The organism is Streptomyces sp. NPDC034103 (assembly GCF_055575395.1).
In genome coordinates, this window is sequence record NZ_JBVISS010000008.1 from 440,579 (window position 1) to 460,248 (window position 19,670).

A 19,670-nucleotide genomic window follows, 5' to 3' on the forward strand; every position below is an offset into this window, starting at 1 on the left:
CCGTACGGCGGCCGTCGGGGGCTTCCGGGGTCATCAGGTCTGCCCTCTCCTGATCTGTCGGAGAATCGTCGGGTCGGTGATCGAGGTGTCGGCGGCGAGGAGCAGGGCCTTGCTGAGGATCACGGTGAGCCGGTCGTCCTCGAACGGCAGGAACACCTTGCCGCCGACCGCCGCGCGCGACGGGACCACGCAGAGATAGGAGTCGTCCGGCTCCATCAGGATGTTCGCCGAGCCGAGATGGATCCGGTACGACCTGAGGTCGCCCCGGACGACCAGGAAACGGCCGTCGAGCGTGCACCGGTCGGCGATCTTCAGGCGCGGCAGGATGCGCGCGAGGGCGTCGCGGCGGGCCTCGGCGCTCTCCGACAGCTCGGCGAACCCGGCCCGTTCCCAGTAGGCGCGGGCCGGCCCCTGCTCGGTCCAGTCGGGGTCGGCGGCGATCGAGGTGACGCCGACGAAGAGGTCCACGTCGCGCATCGCCTCGCTGAAGACCAGGGGCGGTACCGCGGCGAGCGGTGCCTGGCGCCAGGCACCGTCGACCCGGTGCTCGAAGCTCACGCGGTCCGTCGAGGCGACCCCGCCGCCGTCCGTCCCGTCCACGTAGGTGTGCGCGAAGGCGACCCGCCACTCCCCCACCCCCAGGGTGCGCAGGGCCGAGTCCCCGTCCCCGCAGTCCCACGGGCCGAGCAGCCGGCTGCGCCACCCACGCGCCCGGAACAGCGCGGCCATCCTCTGGTAGTGCACCAGATGGGCGGCGAAGCGGAAGGAGTGCAGGTGGGTCTCCTCCTCGGCCGGGGTGAGCCGGTAGATCTCGCGGAACGCCTGCTTGAACGGCTGACGTATCCGCCCGTCGACGATCCGGTCCCGCCAGGCCGCCACCGTCCCGGCGTCCGCGCGGATCGGATGCCACAGCCGTACGGAGGCGTGGTCGGGCGCCTCGGGGAGGTCCTCGATCGCCGGCAGGAAGGACCGCCACTGCCCTGGCGCGCCCTCGATCTCCCAGATCAGCCGGCGCACGACCGCCCGCGCGAGCGGGTGTTCGGCCAGTTCGGCGCGCCACCGGGCGTAGGGGTGGACGGCTTCGACGGTGAAGCCCCCCTCCAGCGCCCTGGCCAGGGTGCCGAGTTGGACACCGACCCGCTTCACCAGGTCGCGGAGTTCCCTGACCAGGTCGGCCTGGTCGCGGCGCACGGGCGCGGGGACGCTCTTCAGCGGGCGGCCGTCCTTCTCCCAGGTCAGCTCGGCGGTCTCGGCGACGGTGACGACGGCCGTGTAGCCGCCACCCGCCTCGCGGCGCAGGACACCGCCATTGTCGAAGCCCGCCCTCGGCAGCCGCAGCGCCACCTCGGTCCGCTCGGCCAGGGCCGCCTCGACGTTCTTGAGCAGCTTGTCGATCTGCTTGGGCACCGCGGCGTGCCGGGTGACGGACCGGGCGGTGCGCAGCGCGGCGACGGCCTCCGGGGTCGGGAAGTCCCGCGCGGCGCGCCCCAGTTCGTACAGCAGCGCCTGCGACGGTACGGACTTCGCGGCGGTCGGGGCGACGGCGATGCCGGGCAGCAGCCGGTCGAGGACCCCGGGCAGCCATGACTCGTCGCGCAGCAGTGCCACCCGCGCGCTCTGTCCGAGCATCTCGACCTCGCGGGCGGTGAACGCCTTGTCGGCACGGTAGGGCAGGTCGCCGCGCCCTATGGCGTCGGCACGGTCGGCCGCCGCCTCCAGGGCCCGCCGGGCGAAGGCGACGAACGCCGGGATCTCGGCCACCTCGCGCCACAGGTCCGGGGCGTCCGGCGGCGGTTCGTAGGAGTTGACCCCGTCGACCTTCATGAGCAGCGCCTGCTCGGCCTGGGTGAGGGAGAGGGCCGTGTCGACGCCGTCCCTGGCGATGGCTCCCTGGTCGCGTCCCAGGAGGTCCGCCGCCGCGCGCAGGGTGGCCTGGTCCGCGAGACCGGCCAGCACGAGGAGCGAGTACGGGTGGGACACGTCGCCGCGCCGCACCAGGAACGCGGTCAGGGCGTGTGCGGGGCCGGACAGTTCGGGCCACGGCCCCGTGCAGTGCCCCAGCGCGTCCGCCACCGGGCGCAGGCTCACCACGTCGTCGGGGTTCTCGATGCAGGCGGCGACCGCCTCGACCATCCGGCGGCACGCCTCGGGTGTGTAGCGCGGCGCCCGGTCCCGCGCCGCCCCGTGGACCGCGACCCGCGTCCGCGCCATCGCGTCCGTGGCGCCGGGGCGCGACCGGTACGCCGCCGGGAGCAGCCCGCCGAGGTCCTCGTCGGACAGCCCGGCCAGATCGGCGGAGCACACGTCGAGGACGAAGGCGGGGTCGGTCAACGCCCGGAGCACGTCGTCGTAGAGCATGCCTGGGATCATGGCAGGCGCCACTGACAACCCGCCCCGGACGGACGCTCGGCGGACTAGGCGAGGAAGCGCGCGGTGTGCGCCACGAACCTCCGGGCCTCGTCCAACCAGGGGAAGTGCGCGGCCCCCTGCTGCACCACCAGCTCCGCGTCCGCGAACAGCGCGGCGTACTCGGCCATGGCCCGCCGCGGCCCCGCCACGTCCACCTCGCCCGCCAGCACGAGCACGCGCCCCGGGAAACCGGCCAGCGCCGCGCGCGTGGCGGCCGGGTCGAAGGCACCCTCCGAGCCGTAGATCCGCGCCGCCTCGTCGTTCCGCTGCCTCTCCTCCGCCGCCCGGACCGCCTTCGCCTCCTCGTCCCAGCGCGCGAACCAGAAGGGCGCGACGGCCTGCCAGGCGTCGGCGTCCGCGCGGCCCTCGGTGACCGCCTCCAGGGCCGCGTACGCCGGGGCGAACCACTCCTCGTCCCGGCGCAGCCGCGCGGTGCCCAACCGGTCCTCCGCGGTGATGCCGAGGCCGACCGCGTACACGCTCGGCGTGATCAGGGCGAGGCGGCCGACCCGGTCGGGACGGCGGGCAGTGCAGAGGGCGGCCAGGTTGGCGCCGGCGCTGTGGGCCAGCAGATCCAGGCGGTCCAGGCCCAGTTCCTTCCGCAGCGCCTCGACGTCGTCGACCTGCCGGTCGCAGCGGTACGACGCCGGGTCCTCGGGGGCCGCCGAGTCGCCGGTGCCCCTCAGGTCCAGCCGGATCAGGGTCCGGTGGGCGCCGAGGCCGCCCAGGTCACCGAGGTAGGCGGAGTCCTGCATCGGCCCGCCGGGGAGGCAGACCAGGGGCGGGCCGTCGCCGGAGACGTGGTAGGCGAGGGTGGTGCCGTCGGGGGCGGTGAAGGTGGGCATGGGGTGAGGCTGTCAGCCGGGCCGACCTGCGGCAACGCAATAAGACGGGCGCGGGGGGCACGCCGGCCGCCGGCCGGCGTGCCCCCCGCCCGAAAACCCCTTCACCAGGGACTTTCGGCCCGTCTCAGGCGGCGCGCCGCGCCCCCGCCCGGTGCTCCCGGATGATCTCCGCGTAGCGGTGCCCGGAGCCCTTGATGGTGCGGGCCTGGGTCTCGTAGTCGACGTGGACCAGTCCGAAGCGCTTGTCGTAGCCGTAGGCCCACTCGAAGTTGTCCAGCAGCGACCAGGCGAAGTAGCCGGCCAGCGGGGCGCCCCGGCGGGCGGCGGACGCGCAGGCGGCGAGGTGACCGGCCAGGTAGTCCTGCCGCTCGGGATCGTCGACGGTGCCGTCGGGGCGTACGACGTCCGGATGGGCGGAGCCGTTCTCCGTGACGTACAGCTTGCGGGCGCCGTACTCCTCGGTGAGGCGCAGCAGCAGGGTCTCGATGCCGCTCGCGTCGATCTCCCAGTCCATGCCGGTGCGGGGCACGCCGGGGCGGCGTACGGCACGGGCGTGCGGGGCCGGCCCGCTGGGGTCGTCGGCGACCGTCTGCGGGAAGTAGTAGTTCAGACCGAGCCAGTCGAGCGGGGTGGCGATCGTCTCCACGTCCCCTGCGCGCTCGGGGAGTTCGACGCCGTACACCTTGCGCATGTCCTCCGGGAAGCCGCGGCCGTGGACCGGGTCCAGCCACCAGCGGTTGGTGTGGCCGTCCATGCGGCGGGCGGCCTCGACGTCCTCCGGGCGGTCGGTGGCGGGGTACACGGTGGAGAGGTTGTTGACGATCCCGACCTGCGCGTCCGCGACGGCCGCCCGGATGGCCTGTACGGCGAGCCCGTGGCCCAGGAGCAGGTGGTAGGAGGCGCGGACGGCGGCGGTCAGGTCGGTGAGGCCCGGCGCCATCTTGCCTTCGAGGTGGCCGATCCAGGCCGAGCACAGGGGCTCGTTGAGGGTGGTCCAGTGGCCGACCCGGTCACCCAGGCGCGCGGCCACCACGGAGGCGTACGCGGCGAAGTGTTCGGCGGTCTCCCGCTCGGGCCAACCGCCCCGGTCCTGGAGCGCCTGCGGGAGGTCCCAGTGGTAGAGGGTGACGGACGGGGTGATGCCCGCCGCCAGCAGACCGTCGACCAACTCGTCGTAGAAGTCCAGGCCCTTGGCGTTGACCGGACCGTCGCCGCCCGGCAGCACACGCGGCCAGGCGATCGACAACCGGTAGGCGTTGGTGCCCAGTTGACGCATGAGCGCGATGTCATCGCGCCAGCGGTGGTAGTGGTCGCAGGCGACGTCGCCGTGGTCGTCGCCCGCGATCTTCCCGGGGGTGTGCGCGAAGGTGTCCCAGATCGATGGCGCACGGCCGTCCTCCGCCACGGCTCCCTCGATCTGGTACGCCGAGGTGGCCGTGCCCCACAGGAAGTCGTGCGGGAGTGCGGCGAGGTCGATGGTCACGTAAGTCCTTTCGGAGGCGGTCATTTGACGGCGCCCGCCGTCAGCCCGGCGACGAGGTAGCGCTGGAGAAGGAGGAAGCCCGCGACGACCGGAACGCTCACGACCAGCGAGGCGGCCATGATCTGGTTCCAGTACACGTCGTTGAGCGTGGAGTAGCCCTGGAGGCCGACCGCGAGGGTGCGGGTGGTGTCGTTGGTCATCACCGACGCGAACAGCACCTCGCCCCAGGCGGTCATGAAGGCGTAGACGGCGACCGCGACGATGCCGGGGATCGCGGCCGGCACGACGACCCGGAACAGCGCCTTCAACGGACCGCAGCCGTCGACCAGCGCCGCCTCGTCCAGGTCGCGCGGCACCGAGTCGAAGTACCCGATCAGCATCCAGATCGAGAACGGCAGGGAGAAGGTGAGATACGTCAGGATCAGCCCGCCGCGCGAGCCGAACAGGGCGATGCCGGTGGCGTTGCCGATGTTGACGTAGATCAGGAAGAGCGGGAGCAGGAAGAGGATGCCCGGGAACATCTGCGTCGACAGCACGGTGACCGTGAAGACCCGCTTGCCGCGGAAGTCGTAGCGGCTGACGGCGTACGCGGAGAAGACCGCGATCACCACCGAGCAGACCGTCGCCGCGCCCGCCACGATCAGCGAGTTCACGAAGTAGCGGGCGAGCGGGACGGTCGACCAGATGTCGATGTACGGGCGGATCGTCACCTCGCTCGGTGTCCAGCGGAACTTGCCGGTGACGTCGGCGAGCGGCTTCAGCGAGCTGGAGACCATGACGTACACCGGCAGCAGCACGAAGCCGGCGAGCACGGTGAGGAAGATCCGTCGGGTCCACAGGAACGAACGCGGGGGCGCCATCGGCGAGTCGGGCCGTGCCGCCATCGGGGGGTTACGCACGCGAGGTCCTCCGTCCGCGCGAGGTGAGGACCAGGTAGGCGCCCGTCACCAGCAGCAGGAAGAGCAGCAGGAGCACGGACATGGCGGAGCCGGTGCCGAAGTTCCAGGTGACGAACGAGGCTTGGTAGATGTGGACGGAGATCAGATCGGCCGCCTCCGGGGCGGTCCTGCCGAACAGGACGTACGGGGTGTTGAAGTCGTTGAACGTCCACAGGAACAGCACCAGGATCAGCACCTGGTTGACGGCGCCCAGCGACGGCAGGGTGATGCGGCGGATCTGCTGCCACACCCCGGCGCCGTCGAGGGCGGCCGCCTCGTACAACTCCCGTGGGATGTTCTGGAGTCCGGCCATGACGATGAGGAAGGCGAAGGGCCAGCCCTTCCACACCGACACGGTCAGCAGGGCGATGAAGCTGTTGTCGCCGATCAGCCAGAAGGACGGCTTGTCGGTGAGGCCGAGCTGGTCGTGCAGGACGTGGTTCACCAGCCCGTTGTCGTGCTGGAACATGAACACCCAGGTGATGACGGCCGCGTAGACGGGCAGCGCGTACGGCACCAGGAACAGTGCCCGCAGCAGGCCGCGGCCTCGGAAGGTGTCCTGCATGAAGATCGCCGCCGCGGTGCCGATCAGCCAGCACAGGGCGACCGACAGCAGGGTGAAGGCGACGGTGACGAGGAAGGAGTGCAGCAACGCCTCGCCGACCGGGGCGTCGAAGTCCACCGACACCTTGAAGTTGTCGAGCCCGGACCAGGGCGCGGAGCCCCAGTCACGGATGTAGAACTGCGTGAGCTCCTTGAAGCTCATCACGATGCCGACGCCCATCGGCACCAGGTGCACGAGGAGTTCGAGCAGCAGGGCGGGCAGGAGGAGCAGGTACGGCAGTCCGATCCGGCGGATGCGGCCGGGGCGGGCCGGCCGCTTCTCGCCGGGCGGCGCCTTCGGTGCGGCGCGTTCCAGGGTCGTGGTCATCACGCGCCCGGCATCTGCTGCTGGGCCTTCTCCAGCGCCGCCTTCACCGAGCCGGTGGTGATGTCCCGTCCGGCGGCCGCGTCGGCGAACAGGTCCTTGATCGCCGTACCGACCGCCGTCTCGAACTGCGACTCGTCGGCGACCTGCGGCAGCGCGGCGGCGCTCTTGGCGAGGGTGTCCTTGAGCACGGCGGTGGCCGGGGTGTTGAAGGTGGCGTCGCTCTGGGCGGTCTTCACCGGCGGGATCGAGCTGTACGCGGTGTTGAGGATCTTCTGCTCCGCGTCGCTGGTCATGAACTTCACGAACTTCGTCGCGCCGTCGAGGTTGTCGGTGTTCTTGAAGACGGCCATGTTGATGCCGGCCACCATCGAGTTGACCTGTGTGCCGGTGCCCGGGGTGCCGGACTGCACGGGGACGGGGGCGATGCCGTAGTCGTCCTCGCTCATGCCCTGCGACTTGAGGTTGGCGGAGGCGGACTGCCACAGCAGCATCGCCGTCTTGCCCTTGGCGAAGTCGCTGACGGACTGGTTCTGCGCGTACTCGGCGTTGCCCGGCGCGATGACCTTGTCCTTGCCCATCAGGTCCACGTACTGCTTGACCGCGGCGACGACCCCGTCATTGGTGAAGTCGGCCTTGCCGTCGGCGGTGAAGAAGTCGGCGCCGTGCTGCTTGGCGAAGACGAACGCGTGGTGGATGTTCTCCGACGGGTTCGAACCCTCCGCGCCCAGGCCCCACTTGCCGTCCTTGGACAGCTTCTTGCCGTCGGCGACCAGCTCGCTCCAGGTGGCGGGCGGCCCGGATATGCCCGCCTCGGCGAAGAGCTTCTTGTTGTAGTACAGGGCGTACGCCATCGAGTACAGCGGTACCGCGGCCGGGTCCTTGCCCACGGCGCCCGTCGAGCCGAGCGCGGAGTCCACGAAGCGGTCCTTGCCGCCGATCTTCGCGAAGTTCTTGGCGTCCCACGGCAGCAGCCCGCCGGTGGCCTGGAGCGAGGCGCTCCAGGTGTTGCCGATGTTCAGCACGTCGGGGCCCTGGCCCGAGGTGGTGGCGGTGAGGATCCGGTTGAGCAGGTCCGACCAGGGCACGACCTCCAGTTTGACCTTGATGCCGGTCTGCTTCTCGAACTTGTCGAGTTCGGGTTGCAGGACCTTCTTGTCGACCTCGATGCTCGCCCCCTGGTTGGAGGCCCAGTAGGTGAGGGTCTTCGGCGAGTCGTTGGACCCGCCGTCCGTGGACGAACCGCCTCCGCAGGCCGACGCGGCCAGGGCGAGAGACATGGTGACGGCGCCTACGGCCGCGGCTCGGATGCTGCGCATGGCTCCTGGTGTCCCTTCAGGGAATGCACTCACGGCTTAATTTAGGACGTGAGTTAACTGCCACGGCTTCAGGACGTCAAGGGGTTGCGCGAGCGCAGTTCGAGGGGAAAGCGCGTTCTGTGTTGGGGGGGTCGTTTTCTGAAGGGGGGGTGCGGGTGGGGGCGGGTGGGCGGGGCGCGCGGGCGGGGTGCGGGTGCCCATCCGTGCCGGGTGTGGACGGGCCGCCCGTGCGGGGTGCGTCCGGGCGGCCCGCCCGTGCGGGGTGTGGGCGGGCCGAGAGTGGGGTGCGGACGTCCCATCCGTGCGGGATGTGGGTGGGCCGCCCGTGCGGGACGGTGGCGCCCCATCCGCGGGGTACGGACGGGTGGGCCGCCAGTACGGGGCGCGGGCGCCCCACCCGTGCGGGGTGCGTACGGGCTGGCCGCCAGTGGGGGGTACGGGCAGACGAGCCGGTGCGGGCAGGCCGCGTGTCGTTCTGGCGCCCCGTCCGCGCGGGGTGCGTACGGGTTGGCCGTGCAGGACGCGGGCGCCCCACCCGTGCAGGACACGGGCGGCCCACCCGTCTCACGTACGGGAGGGCCGCCCGCCCTGCCGCTACCGCTGCCCCCGCGCGAGGCGGCCCGCCCGTGCCCGGATCGGGAGGGCCGCCCGCGCCGTCATCCGTTGGTCCGCCCACGCCGGCATCCGTTGGTCCGCCCGCGCCGACGTCCACTGGTCCGCCCGCGCCGGCGTCACCGCTGGGCCACCCGCGCCGGCGTCACCGCTGGGCCACCCGCGCCGGCGTCACCGCTGCCCGCCCCCGTCGGCGTTACCGCTGGGCCGGTGTCGTGGCTGTCGGTGCCGGGGCGTAGCCCGTCGGGCGGGCCGTGAAGGTGCCGCGGCCCTGGGTCCGGCTGCGCAACCGGGTGGCGTAACCGAAGAGTTCGGCCAGTGGCACGGTGGCCGTGACGACCGCCGAGCCGGCCCGCGTGGCCGACGCGGTGACCCGGCCGCGCCGTGCCGCGAGGTCGCCGAGCACTCCCCCGACCGCGGCCTCGGGCACGGTGACCGTGACCTCGGCCACCGGCTCCAGCAGGACCGTCGCACAGGCGCGCAGGGCCTGCCGCAGCCCGAGCCGGCCCGCCGTACGGAACGCCGTGTCGGAGGAGTCCTTCACGTGGGTCGCCCCGTCGGTGAGCGTGACGCGCACCCCGGTCACCGGATGGCCGCCGATCGGCCCCTCGGCCAGCGCGTCCCGGCAGCCGGCCTCGACCGCCCGCACGTACTCCTGCGGCACCCGCCCGCCGGTGACGGCCGACCGGAACTCGAACCCGGCGTCACCGTCCCACGGCTCCACGTCGAGCACGACATGCGCGAACTGACCCGCGCCGCCGTCCTGTTTGACGTGCCGGAAGACATGCCCGGACACCCCGCGCACGACGGTCTCACGGTGTGCGACTCTCGGCCGCCCGGTGTTGACGTCCAGCCCCTGGTCCCGCCGCACCTTCTCCAGCGCGACCTCCAGATGCAGTTCGCCCATGCCGGACAGCACCGTCTGCCCGGTCTCCGGGTCGGTCCGCACGACCAGCGACGGATCCTCCTCCGCGAGCCGCGCGAGAGCCGTGGCCAGCCGGTCGGTGTCGGTGGACCGGACCGCCTCGACCGCCACCGAGACGACCGGTTCGGCGACGCTCGGCGGTTCGAGGACGAGCGGGGCCTGCGGCGCGCACAGGGTCGCCCCGGCCCGCGCGGACTTCAGCCCCACGACGGCCACGATGTCACCGGCGACGGCCCGCTCCAGCTGGGCGTGCCGGTCGGCCCGCACCCGCAGGATGCGGCCCACGCGTTCGCTGCGTCGCGCGCCGGTGTCCATGACCGTGTCTCCCTTCTCGATCGTTCCGGAGTAGACCCGCAGGTAGGTGAGCCGCCCGGTCGGGGTGGCGTTCACCTTGAACACCAGCGCCGCGAAGGGCGCCGCCGGGTCGGCGGGCCGTTCCTGCGGGGTCTCGCCGAGCGTGCCCCGCACCGGCGGCACGTCCAGCGGCGACGGCAGGTAGGCCACCACCGCGTCCAGCAGCGGCTCGATCCCGCGGTTGCGGTAGGCCGAGCCGCACAGGACGACCACACCGTCGCCGCTGCGGGTGAGGTCGCGGAGGGCGCGGACGAGCGTGCGCGTGTCGAGTGCCTGCGTGTCGAGCGCCCGCGCGTCGGATGTCGACCGTGCGCAGAACTCCTCCAGTGCGGCCGGATGCAGTTCGGCCACCGTCTCCTCCAGGACCCGGCGCCGCCGCAGCGCCTCCTCACGCAGTTCCCCGGGCACCTCCCCTACGACCATCTCGCCGCCGTCGGTCCAGGTCAGCGCCCGCATCCGCACCAGGTCCACGACACCGCGGAAGCCGTCCTCCGCGCCGATGGGCAACTGCACGACCAGCGGGGCCGGGTGCAGTCGCGCACGGATCGACTCGACGGCGGTGTCGAGGTCGGCGCCCGCGCGGTCCAGCTTGTTGACGAACGCGATCCTCGGTACGCCGTACCGGTCGGCCTGCCGCCAGACCGACTCGCTCTGCGGCTCGACCCCCGCCACGGCGTCGAAGACCGCGACCGCCCCGTCGAGCACCCGCAGCGAGCGCTCCACCTCGTCGGCGAAGTCGACGTGCCCCGGTGTGTCGATCAGGTTGATCCGGTGGCCGTCCCAGGCACAACTGACGGCCGCCGCGAAGATCGTGATGCCACGGTCGCGCTCCTGCGGGTCGAAGTCGGTGACGGTCGTGCCGTCGTGGACCTCACCGCGCCGGTGCGTGGTGCCGGTCGCGAAGAGGATCCGCTCGGTGACGGTGGTCTTGCCGGCGTCGACGTGGGCGAGGATGCCGAGATTGCGGACGACGGCGAGGGTGTTGAGGTGGGTGCGCACGGCCCAAGGCCTTTCGGGTGCGAGGTGACAGGGTGGCGCGATTCCCGGACAGGGTTGCATGGCTGACGGCACGTCAATAAAAGTACAGAGAGCGTGCGTTGAAGGTCAGACGAGTGTCCGGGGCATCCGGTACCGGCCGCGCAGCGGGCACCGGACGGAGAAGGACACGAGGATCACGTCGTACGACGGGGGAACGACGACAGCGGCGCGGTCTCGCACGGCCGGTCTCCCCTCACTCGTCGATGCTCGTCATGGCGTGCACCTGCCCGATGTGGGGGTGCGTGGCGAGTGTAGGGAGCGCTAAAGGTGTGGGGCACCCGAATTATCGCCGTACGCGGCAGGGTGCCGGCCCTTGAAGAGGACCGCTCCGCCGTCGGTCGAGTCGAGCCCTAGTGGGTCCACAGAGACTGTGAACGATCGCTCCAGCGGATCTGGCGAGGCGCTGCGACCCCGCACGAGGCGGCGTCCAGCCAAGGCGTCGGGATCCGTGTGCCGCGCGGGTGTGCGGCGGCGATCGCCGGCGGCACCCCCCACCCCTCGCGGTGCCCCGGTCGCGCCCCCACCCACACGGTGCGCCGTCCGGCCACGAACAGCACACAGCGCGCGCCGACTCCGGTTCCTCGACCAGCACGCCACGAGCCGCGTGGGCCGCGCCGCCCCGGACCGGATCGACGACCTCCCCGACCTCCTGGAGCACCGACCATGGCCGAAGAGGCACGTATGAAAGTCGCCGCACTGGACGGCCCCGGCGTCAGCCGGATCATCCACAAGCCGCTGCCGCGGATCGCCGAGGACTACGTCCTGGTGAAGGTGATCGCGGCCCCGATGTGCAATGAGCATCTGGCGTACGAGCACTGGGACTTCAGGGACCGCAACCGCTGGGACTCGCTCGGGCACGAGGCGGCCGGCGAGGTGGTCGAGGCCCGCCCCGGCAGCCCGTTCCGGCCGGGTGACCGGGTGGTGGTGCTCAGCGGCTATCCGTGCGGGCGCTGCGCGATGTGCGTCTCGGGCCGGTACGCGCACTGCGACGACACCGAGGACCCGCTCGCGGTGTGCGCCGGCGAGTCCGGTGAGTGCGGCTTCGCGCAGTACATGATCAAGGGGGAGCGGCTGCTGCTCCGGATCCCCGACGGGATGCCGTACGAGCATGCCGCGATGGCCTGTTGCGGGATGGGCGCGACGTACACGGCGATGGAGAACATGGGCGTCGCCGCGGGCGACACGGTCCTGGTCACCGGGCTCGGTCAGGTGGGGCTCGGCGCCGTGATCAACGGGCGGGCCAGAGGAGCCCGGGTGATCTGCGCCGGCCGCAGCCCCTACCGCCGGGAACTGGCACGGGAGTTGGGCGCGGAGTCGATCGTGGACCTGGGTGCGCCGGACGCCCTGTCCGTAGTACGGGTGTTCACCGGGGGCCGGGGCGTCGACCACGTCATCGACTGTTCGGCGCAGGCCACCCACCAGCGGTTCGGCCTGGACGCGGTGGGGCGCGGCGGGCGGGTCACCTTCCTCGGGGAGTCCGGCGAGCTGTCGCTCCACGTCGACCGGGACCTGATCCAGAAGGGTGTCACCCTCCGCGGCAGCCTCGATCTGTATCTCCAGCACGCGCCGGGAATGCTCGACGTCATCTCCCGCACCGGCCCGCTGATCGACCGGTTCATCACCCACACCTTCGCGCTCGACGACATCGAGCAGGCCTGGAAACTCCAGCTCACCAGGGAATGCGGAAAGATCGTTCTGTATCCGTGGCGCTGACGCACGAACGACCGACCTCAATCCGAACGGCCGTACATCGACGGAAGGCAGCCACACCATGTCTGAGAACATCGAGACCCACGATCCGAACACACCGCTCTACGTCGGCACTCGGAAGTTCCTCGGCAGGCGCGACCTCGTCCTGTCGTTCTACACGACGAAATGCCAGTTCCAGTGCACGTATTGCGCTCTGCCGACCCGCTCGGCGACCTTCGAGGTGACGGCCGAGCAGATCAACAACCAGATCGACCACGTCTTCGACAGCAAAGCCGGTGAGCTGGGCGAGTACCGTCAGTTGTGCTTCGGCAACGAGGGTTCCGCCCTCGACCCGCGGCGCTTCCACCGGGAGTCCGTCGATCATCTGCTGCACCGCGCCCGGGAGATGGAGAACCTCGAGGTGCTGTCGATCGAGACCCGGCCCGAGTACGTCAAGCGGGACTACCTGGAGCACATCGCCCGGACCACGCACGCGCCACGGCTCGATGTGACGGTCGGGTTCGAGACGCAGGACGACTTCATCCGGCAGACCGTCCTGAAGAAGAAGATCTCCCGCCGGGTGATGGAGGACCGGGTCGCGCTGCTGGGCGCGCTGGGGGTGCGTCTGACGTCGTACGTCCTGATCAAGCCGGCGCCGCGGATGTCGGACGAGCACGGGGTGCGCGAGGCGGTCGCGACGATGGAGTACCTCAAGGACCTTTGTGACCGCCACGGCACCGAGTTGGTCATCTATCTGACGCCCACGTATGTCGCCGAGGGTTCGCATCTCCAGCAGACCACGCAGCCGGGCGACTGGACGCCGCCCACCATTCAGGGCATCTTCGAGGTCGTCCTGGCCGGTCACGCCCTGGGGCTTCCCGTCTACACGGGTCTGTGGAGCGAGGAACTCGCCGATGAGAGCACCGACTTCCGCGGCCGCGAAGGGTACGACCCCGAACTGCGCAAGGCCATGGTGCGTTTCAACCGTGACCACGACTTCGGCCACCTGCTGCCTTTCGTGCCCAAGCAAATGGCGCTGGCGGGATAGGACGATGCGCGCGTACCGGAATCTCTTCAAAAAACTCTCCGAGGACGCCCCCGAGAAGCTCACCCGGCTGCCGGCGGAATTCCTCACCGAGCAGGTGCGACGGCTGCTCGAAAGGGACGAGATATACGTCCTCGAGCAGGTGAACAAACACGTACCCGTCATGGCCGGGCTGCCCACCGAGGCAGTGGCCCGTGCGGCCGAGCGGGCGCTGGACCGGGGCGTGGTCGACGACTTCTGCTTTCTGTACGCGCATCTGCCGGCCGCCGTACGGACGGCCCCCGAACGCATCGACCGGGCCTGTGCCCGCCTCGCGCGCCGGGGCAACGCCGGCGGCATCGAGCAGATCATCACCGCGACCGGGGTGCGGCCCACCCTGGACGAGGAGACGGTCCTGCGGTCCTACGACGTCCTGGTGGCCGCCGGCCGCCTCGGGGCCGTGGACTACATGCGCCAACTCTCCGGTGTGCGCGTGCGCTTCGACCCGGAGGCCGCCGCGACCGGCATCCGCACTCTGCTCGCCAGCGGCAGATACGGACCGCTGCGCAAGCTGGCCCGCCTCGCCGACGTGGAAGTCCGCCTCGACGCCCGGGAGATCCACCGCGCCGTCGCCGAGGCGGTCACCGACGGCACCCTGAACGACCTGGCCAAGGCCCTCGCCTGTCTGCGTCCGCCGCCCCGTGTCGAGGGCTTCGCGGAGGTGTTCCGGCGCCTGGTGTCCGAGGACCGCTTCGCCGAACTGCCCGCCCTGTTCACGGTGTTCGCGGACGCCGACTGGTGGTACCTCGACGCCCCGCTGTGGCGGCGGCTGCTGTCCTCGGACAGCGCCCCCGCCGTCCGCTTCGCCTTCGAACGCTACGACGACGCCGACCTGCTCGCCCAACACGCCCCGCAGGCCTATGCGTTGGGCGCCTCGGTCGGTGACCGCACCCTGGTCGAGCTGGCGTGCGAGCGCGGCGGGGTGCGCCTGCGTGCCGAGGACGTGGGGGCACTGCTGGACGACGCCCTGGAGGACGGCGACGCGCACTGGCTCGACTTCGTCACCGCCCGGCTGCCCTCGCTGCCCGCCGTCGACCCGGACCGCGCACAGCTCTACCTCGCCCGGCAGGCGGCGGACCGTCCGCAGCGCGTGGAGCGGGACGCCGAGACCCTGGGGGTGCCCTGGGCGCCCGAGGTGGGCCGGTGGCTGCTCGCCCTCACCGAGGGCCACCACGAGGAGGCCGCACCGGCCGCCGGGCACGCCACCGGACACCCGATCGCCACCGTCGTCACCACACCGCCGGTCCGGGACGAACCGGCGGACGCCGGCGCCGTCACCACCCCGCCTGCCCCGGGCACCCCGGCGGACCTCGCAGCCCACGGAGCGCGCGCCTCATGAACCACGGCCCGAAGCTGTCCCTCGGTCCGGACGCCGGGCCGCGCTACCGGGGCATGGCACTCGCCCTCGTGGCCATGGCCAGTGTGCAGACCGGGGCCGGCGCCTCCAGCTATCTCTTCGAGAAGTTCACGCCCGCCGGCACCGCCTGGCTGCGCCTGACCTGGGCGGCGGTCGTCCTGTGGCTCATCGCCCGGCCCCGCGTCCGCGGCCGCGACCGGCGTCAGACGGGGACCGCGCTGCTGCTCGGCGCGGTCAGCGGGCTGCTCACCCTGCTGTACTTCGAGGCCGTCGTCCGCATCCCCCTGGGCACGGCCACGGCTCTGGAGTTCCTCGGCCCTCTGGGGGTGGCGGTGGCGGGGCTGCGGCGCCGGATCGACGTGCTGTGGCCGCTGACGGCGGCGCTCGGTGTGCTCGCCCTGACCCGGCCCTGGAGCGGCGAGGTCGATCTGACCGGGGTCGGCTTCGCGCTCGGGGCGGCGGCGGGCTGGGCCGGCTACATCCTGCTCACCAAACGGGTGGGCGCCCAGTTCACGGGCCTGGGCGGGCTGGCGGTCTCCATGGTCGCGGCCTCGGTGGTGACCCTGCCGTTCGCCGGGGTCGGTCACATCGTCGGCCACATGACCCCGCAGGCCCTCGCCCTGTCCGCCCTCGCGGCCCTGCTCCTGCCGATCCTGCCGTACGCCGCCGAGATGGTTGCCCTGCGCAACCTGTCCACCACTGTCTTCGGCACCTTGATGAGCCTGGAACCCGCCATCGGGACGGTCGTCGGATTCGTCCTGCTGTCCGAGCAGCCGTCGTGGGCCCAGGCGTCCGGCATCGTCCTGGTCACGGTCGCCGGCATGGGCGCGGTGCGCAGCGAGGCCCGGCAGTCCTCGCAGGGGGACGAGGGCGGGGGCGGGGAAAAGCAAGAGACCCCTGATGAACAGGGGTCTCAGCTGGTGTCCGAGGGGGGACTTGAACCCCCACGCCCGATAAAGGGCACTAGCACCTCAAGCTAGCGCGTCTGCCATTCCGCCACCCGGACTAGGTGTCTGCCGCCTGACCGGGGGTGTTCCCCGCGGCGACATGGACAACAATACCAAGCTTTCGGAGTGCCTTTCACGTGCATATCCGTGCCCCGACCAGCGGTCCCGTGGCGCCGGGCGGCGCCCCCGCGGAAGCCTCACCTGGAGCGACGGAACGACTACGCGGGCGGGTTCCGCCGCGATCGTTCCTCCGCGACGAGCGCCCTGAGAGCCCGTACGAGCGAGGCGGCCGTCTCCTCACCCAGAGGCGCGAGGAAGCGGCGCTCGGCACCCCGCCGCGCCTGTTCGGCCCGGCTCAGGCAGTCCTCCCCCGCGGCCGTCAGCTCGACGATGTTCTTGCGCCGGTCCCACGGACTGCGACGCCGGGCGACCAGACCCTGGTCCTCCAGGCCGTCGATGAGCGCCACCATCGTCGTCCGGTCCACACCGAGCCGTCCGGCCGCCTCCACCTGCGACGGCGACGGCGCGTCGGCGAGCACCGCCAGCACCGTCAGTTCATGGCCGTCCACGCCGTGCGGCGCGAGGGCCTCGGCGGACGCCCTGGCCAGCTTGGCCCGCGCCCGCTCCAGGAGATGGCCGAGCCGGTCCTCCGGTAACGCGGGTCCCTCGTCGTCGACCATGCGGCGACTGTACCCAGGGCCGATCAACTGTAAGAGCGACTGGGAAGCGGCCGTCCGGAAGCAGCCGATCCCCGGCCATGCGGCGGCCGGGCCCTACTTCTCCCGCTCGTGGTACATCTTCCGCGTGTGCTCCGTGTGCGCCCGCATGACCGCCGTGGCGCGCTCCTCGTCGCGGTCGGCGATCGCCGCGATCAGCTCGCGGTGCTCGATCCAGGACTGTCGTCCGCGTTGCCGGGCCACCGGCGTGTAGTACCAGCGCACACGCCGGTCGACCTGTGCCGCCAGCTCGGCGAGGACGGCGTTGCCCGCGAGTTCCATGATCTTCGCGTGCAGTCGGGCGTTCATCGCGACCGCGGCGTCCACGTCGTCGGCGGCGACCGCGCGCTCGCCCTGCGCGCACAGCTCCTCCAGCACGCCGATGGCCTCCTTGCCCGCGTTGGCCGCGGCGAGGCGGGCAGCCTCCGCCTCCAACAACGTCCGCACCGTGAGGAGTTGGTCGGCCTCCTCCTCCGTGGGCTCATGCACGAACGCGCCCTGCGCCGGCCGCAGATCGACCCACCCCTCGGTGTTCAACCGCTGCAACGCCTCCCGCACCGGCTGCCGCGACACCCCCAGGTGGCCCGCCAGCTCACTCTCCACCAGGTGCTGGCCCGGCTGCAGCGCACGCGTCGTGATCAACTCCAGCAACGCCTCATACACACGATCACGCAACGGACCGGGCCGCTCGAGCTTGGGCACCGCACCCTGCGGCAGTCCTGGCGTCGACAACATCACGGACCCTCCTCGGCAGCGTCATCGCTGTATGCGAGAGCAGAGGCAAGTATGGATTGTCTTTCGCCTACAGTCTACGGCGCACAAACACCCGTACACCCAGCACGGAGGCGGCCCCTTCGGAGGCCCCGAGTGCCGTCCGGGGGTCGGCCCAAACCCTTGCTGGCATCAGTTCCATCCTGTAGACAATATTTCGTCGACAGATTTCCCCGCCCCTGACCGAAGGGCGGCACCTCCATGAACGTGCACGCGGGAGCGGACCGCATCACCCTGCGGGGCGCGGCCACCCAGGGCTGACCGGCCCCCCGCTGCACGACGGCGGGACCTCTACCGGCGGGGAGCGCCCCCTGCGCCGTAGAGGTCCCGTCTCAGTCTTGTCTCAGCGCCCCAGATCGCCGCCCAGTCCTGGAATGCTGTATACGATCGTCGGTATACTGTCGCCCAGTTGATTTGCGCAGCATCCAACGGCCCCGTTTCGGAGGCGACATGGAAGATCTGAATCCCGACGTGGTGCTGGCCATGGCCGACCAGGCGCCCGACGCCATCGTGATCGTCGACGGTGAAGGGCTGATCCGCTACTGGAACCGGGGCGCGGAGCGCGTCTTCGGGTTCCCGGCGGCCGACGTGGCCGGTCGCAGCCTGGACGTCATCATCCCCGAGCGGCACCGCAAGCGGCATCAGCAAGGCTTCGAGGAGGCCATGGAGCGGGGGTACAGCAAGTACGGGGACGCCGATCTGCTGAACGTGCCCGCGCTGGCGGCCGACGGCCGCAAGCTGTCCATCGAGTTCAGCGTGGTGCTACTGCCCGGCCCCGACGGCAACACGTATGTAGGGGCGGTCATTCGCGATGTGACCGCGCGCCGCGAGCGGGAGCGGGAGTTGATGCGGCGACGGGCCGAAGCTTCCGTCTGAGCAACGCCCGGACATGCCGAAGGGGCCGTGACCCATCGGGTCACGGCCCCTTCCGATGCTCCGATTCTCCGGTCAGACGATGACGCCGCTCTCCTTCAGCCGGCCGATGGTCTCCTCGTCGTAACCGAGTTCGACCAGGACCTCGGAGCTGTGCTCGCCGAGCAGCGGGGCGCCGGTGACGTCGGGCTTGAAGGAGGAGAACTTCACCGGGCTGCCGACGGTCAGATAGGTGCCGCGCTCCTTCTGCACGACCTCGACGATGGTGCCGCTGCGGCGCAGATCCTCGTCGTAGGCGATCTCCTTCATGCTCATCACCGGGGCGCAGGGCACCTCCCACTCGCGCAGGATGTCGACGGCCTCGTACTTGGTCTTGTCCGCGAGCCACTTCTCGATCTCTTCGAAGATCTCGAAGATGCGCGGCTGACGGGCGCGCGCGGTGGCGTAGTCCGGGTCGTCGGCCCACTCGGGATGGCCGATCGCCTCGGCGGTGCGCTTCCAGTTCTGTTCCTGGACGGTGAAGTAGATGTAGGCGTTCGGGTCGGTCTCCCAGCCCTTGCACTTGAGCACCCAGCCAGGCTGGCCGCCGCCGCCCGCGTTGCCGCCGCGGGGCACCACGTCGGTGAACTCGCCGTTGGGGTACTGCGGGTACTCCTCCAGGTAGCCGACGCGCTCCAGGCGCTGTTGGTCGCGCAGCTTGACGCGGCAGAGGTTGAGGACCGCGTCCTGCATGGAGACGGAGACCTTCTGGCCCCTGCCGGTCTTCGCCCGGTCGATGATCGCGGTGAGGATGCCGATCGTCAGGTGCATACCGGTGTTGGTGTCACCGAGGGCGGCGCCGGAGATGGTCGGCGGGCCGTCCCAGAAGCCGGTGGTGGAGGCCGCGCCGCCCGCGCACTGGGCGACGTTCTCGTAGACCTTGAGGTCGTTCCAGGAGGACTGGTCGTTGAACCCCTTGACCGAGCCGAAGATCAGGCGTGGGTTGAGTTCCTGGATGCGCTCCCAGGAGAACCCCATCCGGTCCAGGGCGCCCGGGGCGAAGTTCTCCACGAGGACGTCGGCGTCGCGGATGAGCTTCTCCAACACCTCCTTGCCCTCACTGGTCTTGGTGTCGATGGCGAGGGAGCGCTTGTTGCTGTTGAGCATCGTGAAGTACAGCGCGTCGAGGTTCTCGATGTCGCGGAGTTGACGCCGCGTCACATCGCCGCCGTTGGGGCGCTCCACCTTCAGCACGTCGGCGCCGAACCAGGCGAGCATCTGCGTGCAGGCGGGACCGGCCTGGACCCCGGTGAAGTCGATCACCTTGATTCCGGCGAGCGGCTTTTCACTCATGTCTGCTTCCTTTTCATGAACGTACGCGTACGGAAAGGGAGTTCGAGGTG

General features: G+C 71.2%; 14 protein-coding genes, 1 tRNA gene and 1 pseudogene. 5 read left to right on the plus strand and 11 right to left on the minus strand.

Features of this window, described 5'->3' with window-relative positions; translation table 11 throughout:
* Positions 1 to 33: 33 nt before the first annotated feature.
* From ACZ56U_RS20510 to fusA, 7 genes are all read right to left on the minus strand, one after another.
* Entirely contained in the window at positions 34 to 2,358 is a 2,325-nt protein-coding gene (locus tag ACZ56U_RS20510; protein WP_469085413.1) for a DUF4132 domain-containing protein, read from the minus strand.
* A 56-nt stretch (positions 2,359 to 2,414) separates the two neighbouring features.
* On the minus strand, positions 2,415 to 3,254 hold the full coding sequence (locus ACZ56U_RS20515; protein WP_469085414.1) for an alpha/beta fold hydrolase: 840 nt from the start codon (positions 3,252 to 3,254) through the stop codon (positions 2,415 to 2,417).
* Between the two features lie 124 nt (positions 3,255 to 3,378).
* Complete coding sequence (locus ACZ56U_RS20520) at positions 3,379 to 4,737, minus strand: GH1 family beta-glucosidase (protein WP_469085415.1); 1,359 nt, start codon at positions 4,735 to 4,737, stop codon at positions 3,379 to 3,381.
* 20 nt (positions 4,738 to 4,757) lie between these two features.
* Complete coding sequence (locus ACZ56U_RS20525; protein WP_391235664.1) at positions 4,758 to 5,597, minus strand: carbohydrate ABC transporter permease; 840 nt, start codon at positions 5,595 to 5,597, stop codon at positions 4,758 to 4,760.
* A gap of 31 nt (positions 5,598 to 5,628) precedes the next feature.
* Positions 5,629 to 6,606, minus strand: coding sequence for a carbohydrate ABC transporter permease (locus ACZ56U_RS20530; RefSeq protein ID WP_469085416.1), 978 nt, complete (start codon positions 6,604 to 6,606; stop codon positions 5,629 to 5,631).
* Positions 6,606 to 7,922: an ABC transporter substrate-binding protein gene (locus ACZ56U_RS20535; RefSeq protein ID WP_469085417.1), complete on the minus strand. Its 1,317-nt coding sequence runs from the start codon at positions 7,920 to 7,922 to the stop codon at positions 6,606 to 6,608. Before ACZ56U_RS20535 ends, ACZ56U_RS20530 begins: the two co-directional genes overlap by 1 nt.
* Before the next feature lie 808 nt (positions 7,923 to 8,730).
* Positions 8,731 to 10,812 carry an elongation factor G gene (fusA, locus tag ACZ56U_RS20540; RefSeq protein WP_469085418.1) on the minus strand — a complete coding sequence of 694 codons (2,082 nt, stop codon included), beginning with the start codon at positions 10,810 to 10,812 and terminating at the stop codon, positions 8,731 to 8,733.
* A gap of 702 nt (positions 10,813 to 11,514) precedes the next feature.
* Here fusA and ACZ56U_RS20545 point away from each other — a divergent pair.
* From ACZ56U_RS20545 to ACZ56U_RS20560, 4 genes and pseudogenes are all read left to right on the plus strand, one after another.
* A complete protein-coding gene (locus ACZ56U_RS20545) occupies positions 11,515 to 12,564 on the plus strand; it encodes a zinc-dependent alcohol dehydrogenase (RefSeq protein ID WP_469085419.1) in 1,050 nt (349 codons plus the stop codon).
* Positions 12,565 to 12,622: 58 nt separating this feature from the next.
* A complete protein-coding gene (locus ACZ56U_RS20550) occupies positions 12,623 to 13,588 on the plus strand; it encodes a hypothetical protein (RefSeq protein ID WP_469085420.1) in 966 nt (321 codons plus the stop codon).
* 4 nt (positions 13,589 to 13,592) lie between these two features.
* Positions 13,593 to 14,963: a hypothetical protein gene (locus ACZ56U_RS20555; RefSeq protein ID WP_469085421.1), complete on the plus strand. Its 1,371-nt coding sequence runs from the start codon at positions 13,593 to 13,595 to the stop codon at positions 14,961 to 14,963.
* 74 nt (positions 14,964 to 15,037) lie between these two features.
* Positions 15,038 to 15,787, plus strand: a pseudogene (locus ACZ56U_RS20560) (EamA family transporter); the annotation flags it as partial.
* Positions 15,788 to 15,899: 112 nt separating this feature from the next.
* Here the strand turns inward: ACZ56U_RS20560 and ACZ56U_RS20565 are convergent.
* The 3 genes from ACZ56U_RS20565 to ACZ56U_RS20575 all read right to left on the minus strand — a co-directional run bounded on the left by ACZ56U_RS20565 (position 15,900) and on the right by ACZ56U_RS20575 (position 17,379).
* Positions 15,900 to 15,987: transfer RNA gene (locus ACZ56U_RS20565), tRNA-Leu, on the minus strand.
* Positions 15,988 to 16,146: 159 nt separating this feature from the next.
* A complete protein-coding gene (locus tag ACZ56U_RS20570) occupies positions 16,147 to 16,608 on the minus strand; it encodes a MarR family winged helix-turn-helix transcriptional regulator (RefSeq protein WP_469085422.1) in 462 nt (153 codons plus the stop codon).
* Positions 16,609 to 16,701: 93 nt separating this feature from the next.
* On the minus strand, positions 16,702 to 17,379 hold the full coding sequence (locus tag ACZ56U_RS20575; RefSeq protein ID WP_469085423.1) for a GntR family transcriptional regulator: 678 nt from the start codon (positions 17,377 to 17,379) through the stop codon (positions 16,702 to 16,704).
* A gap of 486 nt (positions 17,380 to 17,865) precedes the next feature.
* Here ACZ56U_RS20575 and ACZ56U_RS20580 point away from each other — a divergent pair, with 486 nt between their 5' ends.
* Entirely contained in the window at positions 17,866 to 18,291 is a 426-nt protein-coding gene (locus tag ACZ56U_RS20580; protein ID WP_469085424.1) for a PAS domain S-box protein, read from the plus strand.
* A 72-nt stretch (positions 18,292 to 18,363) separates the two neighbouring features.
* Here ACZ56U_RS20580 and frc read toward each other — a convergent pair whose 3' ends face one another.
* Positions 18,364 to 19,620: a formyl-CoA transferase gene (gene frc / locus ACZ56U_RS20585; protein ID WP_469085425.1), complete on the minus strand. Its 1,257-nt coding sequence runs from the start codon at positions 19,618 to 19,620 to the stop codon at positions 18,364 to 18,366.
* Positions 19,621 to 19,670 lie beyond the last annotated feature (50 nt).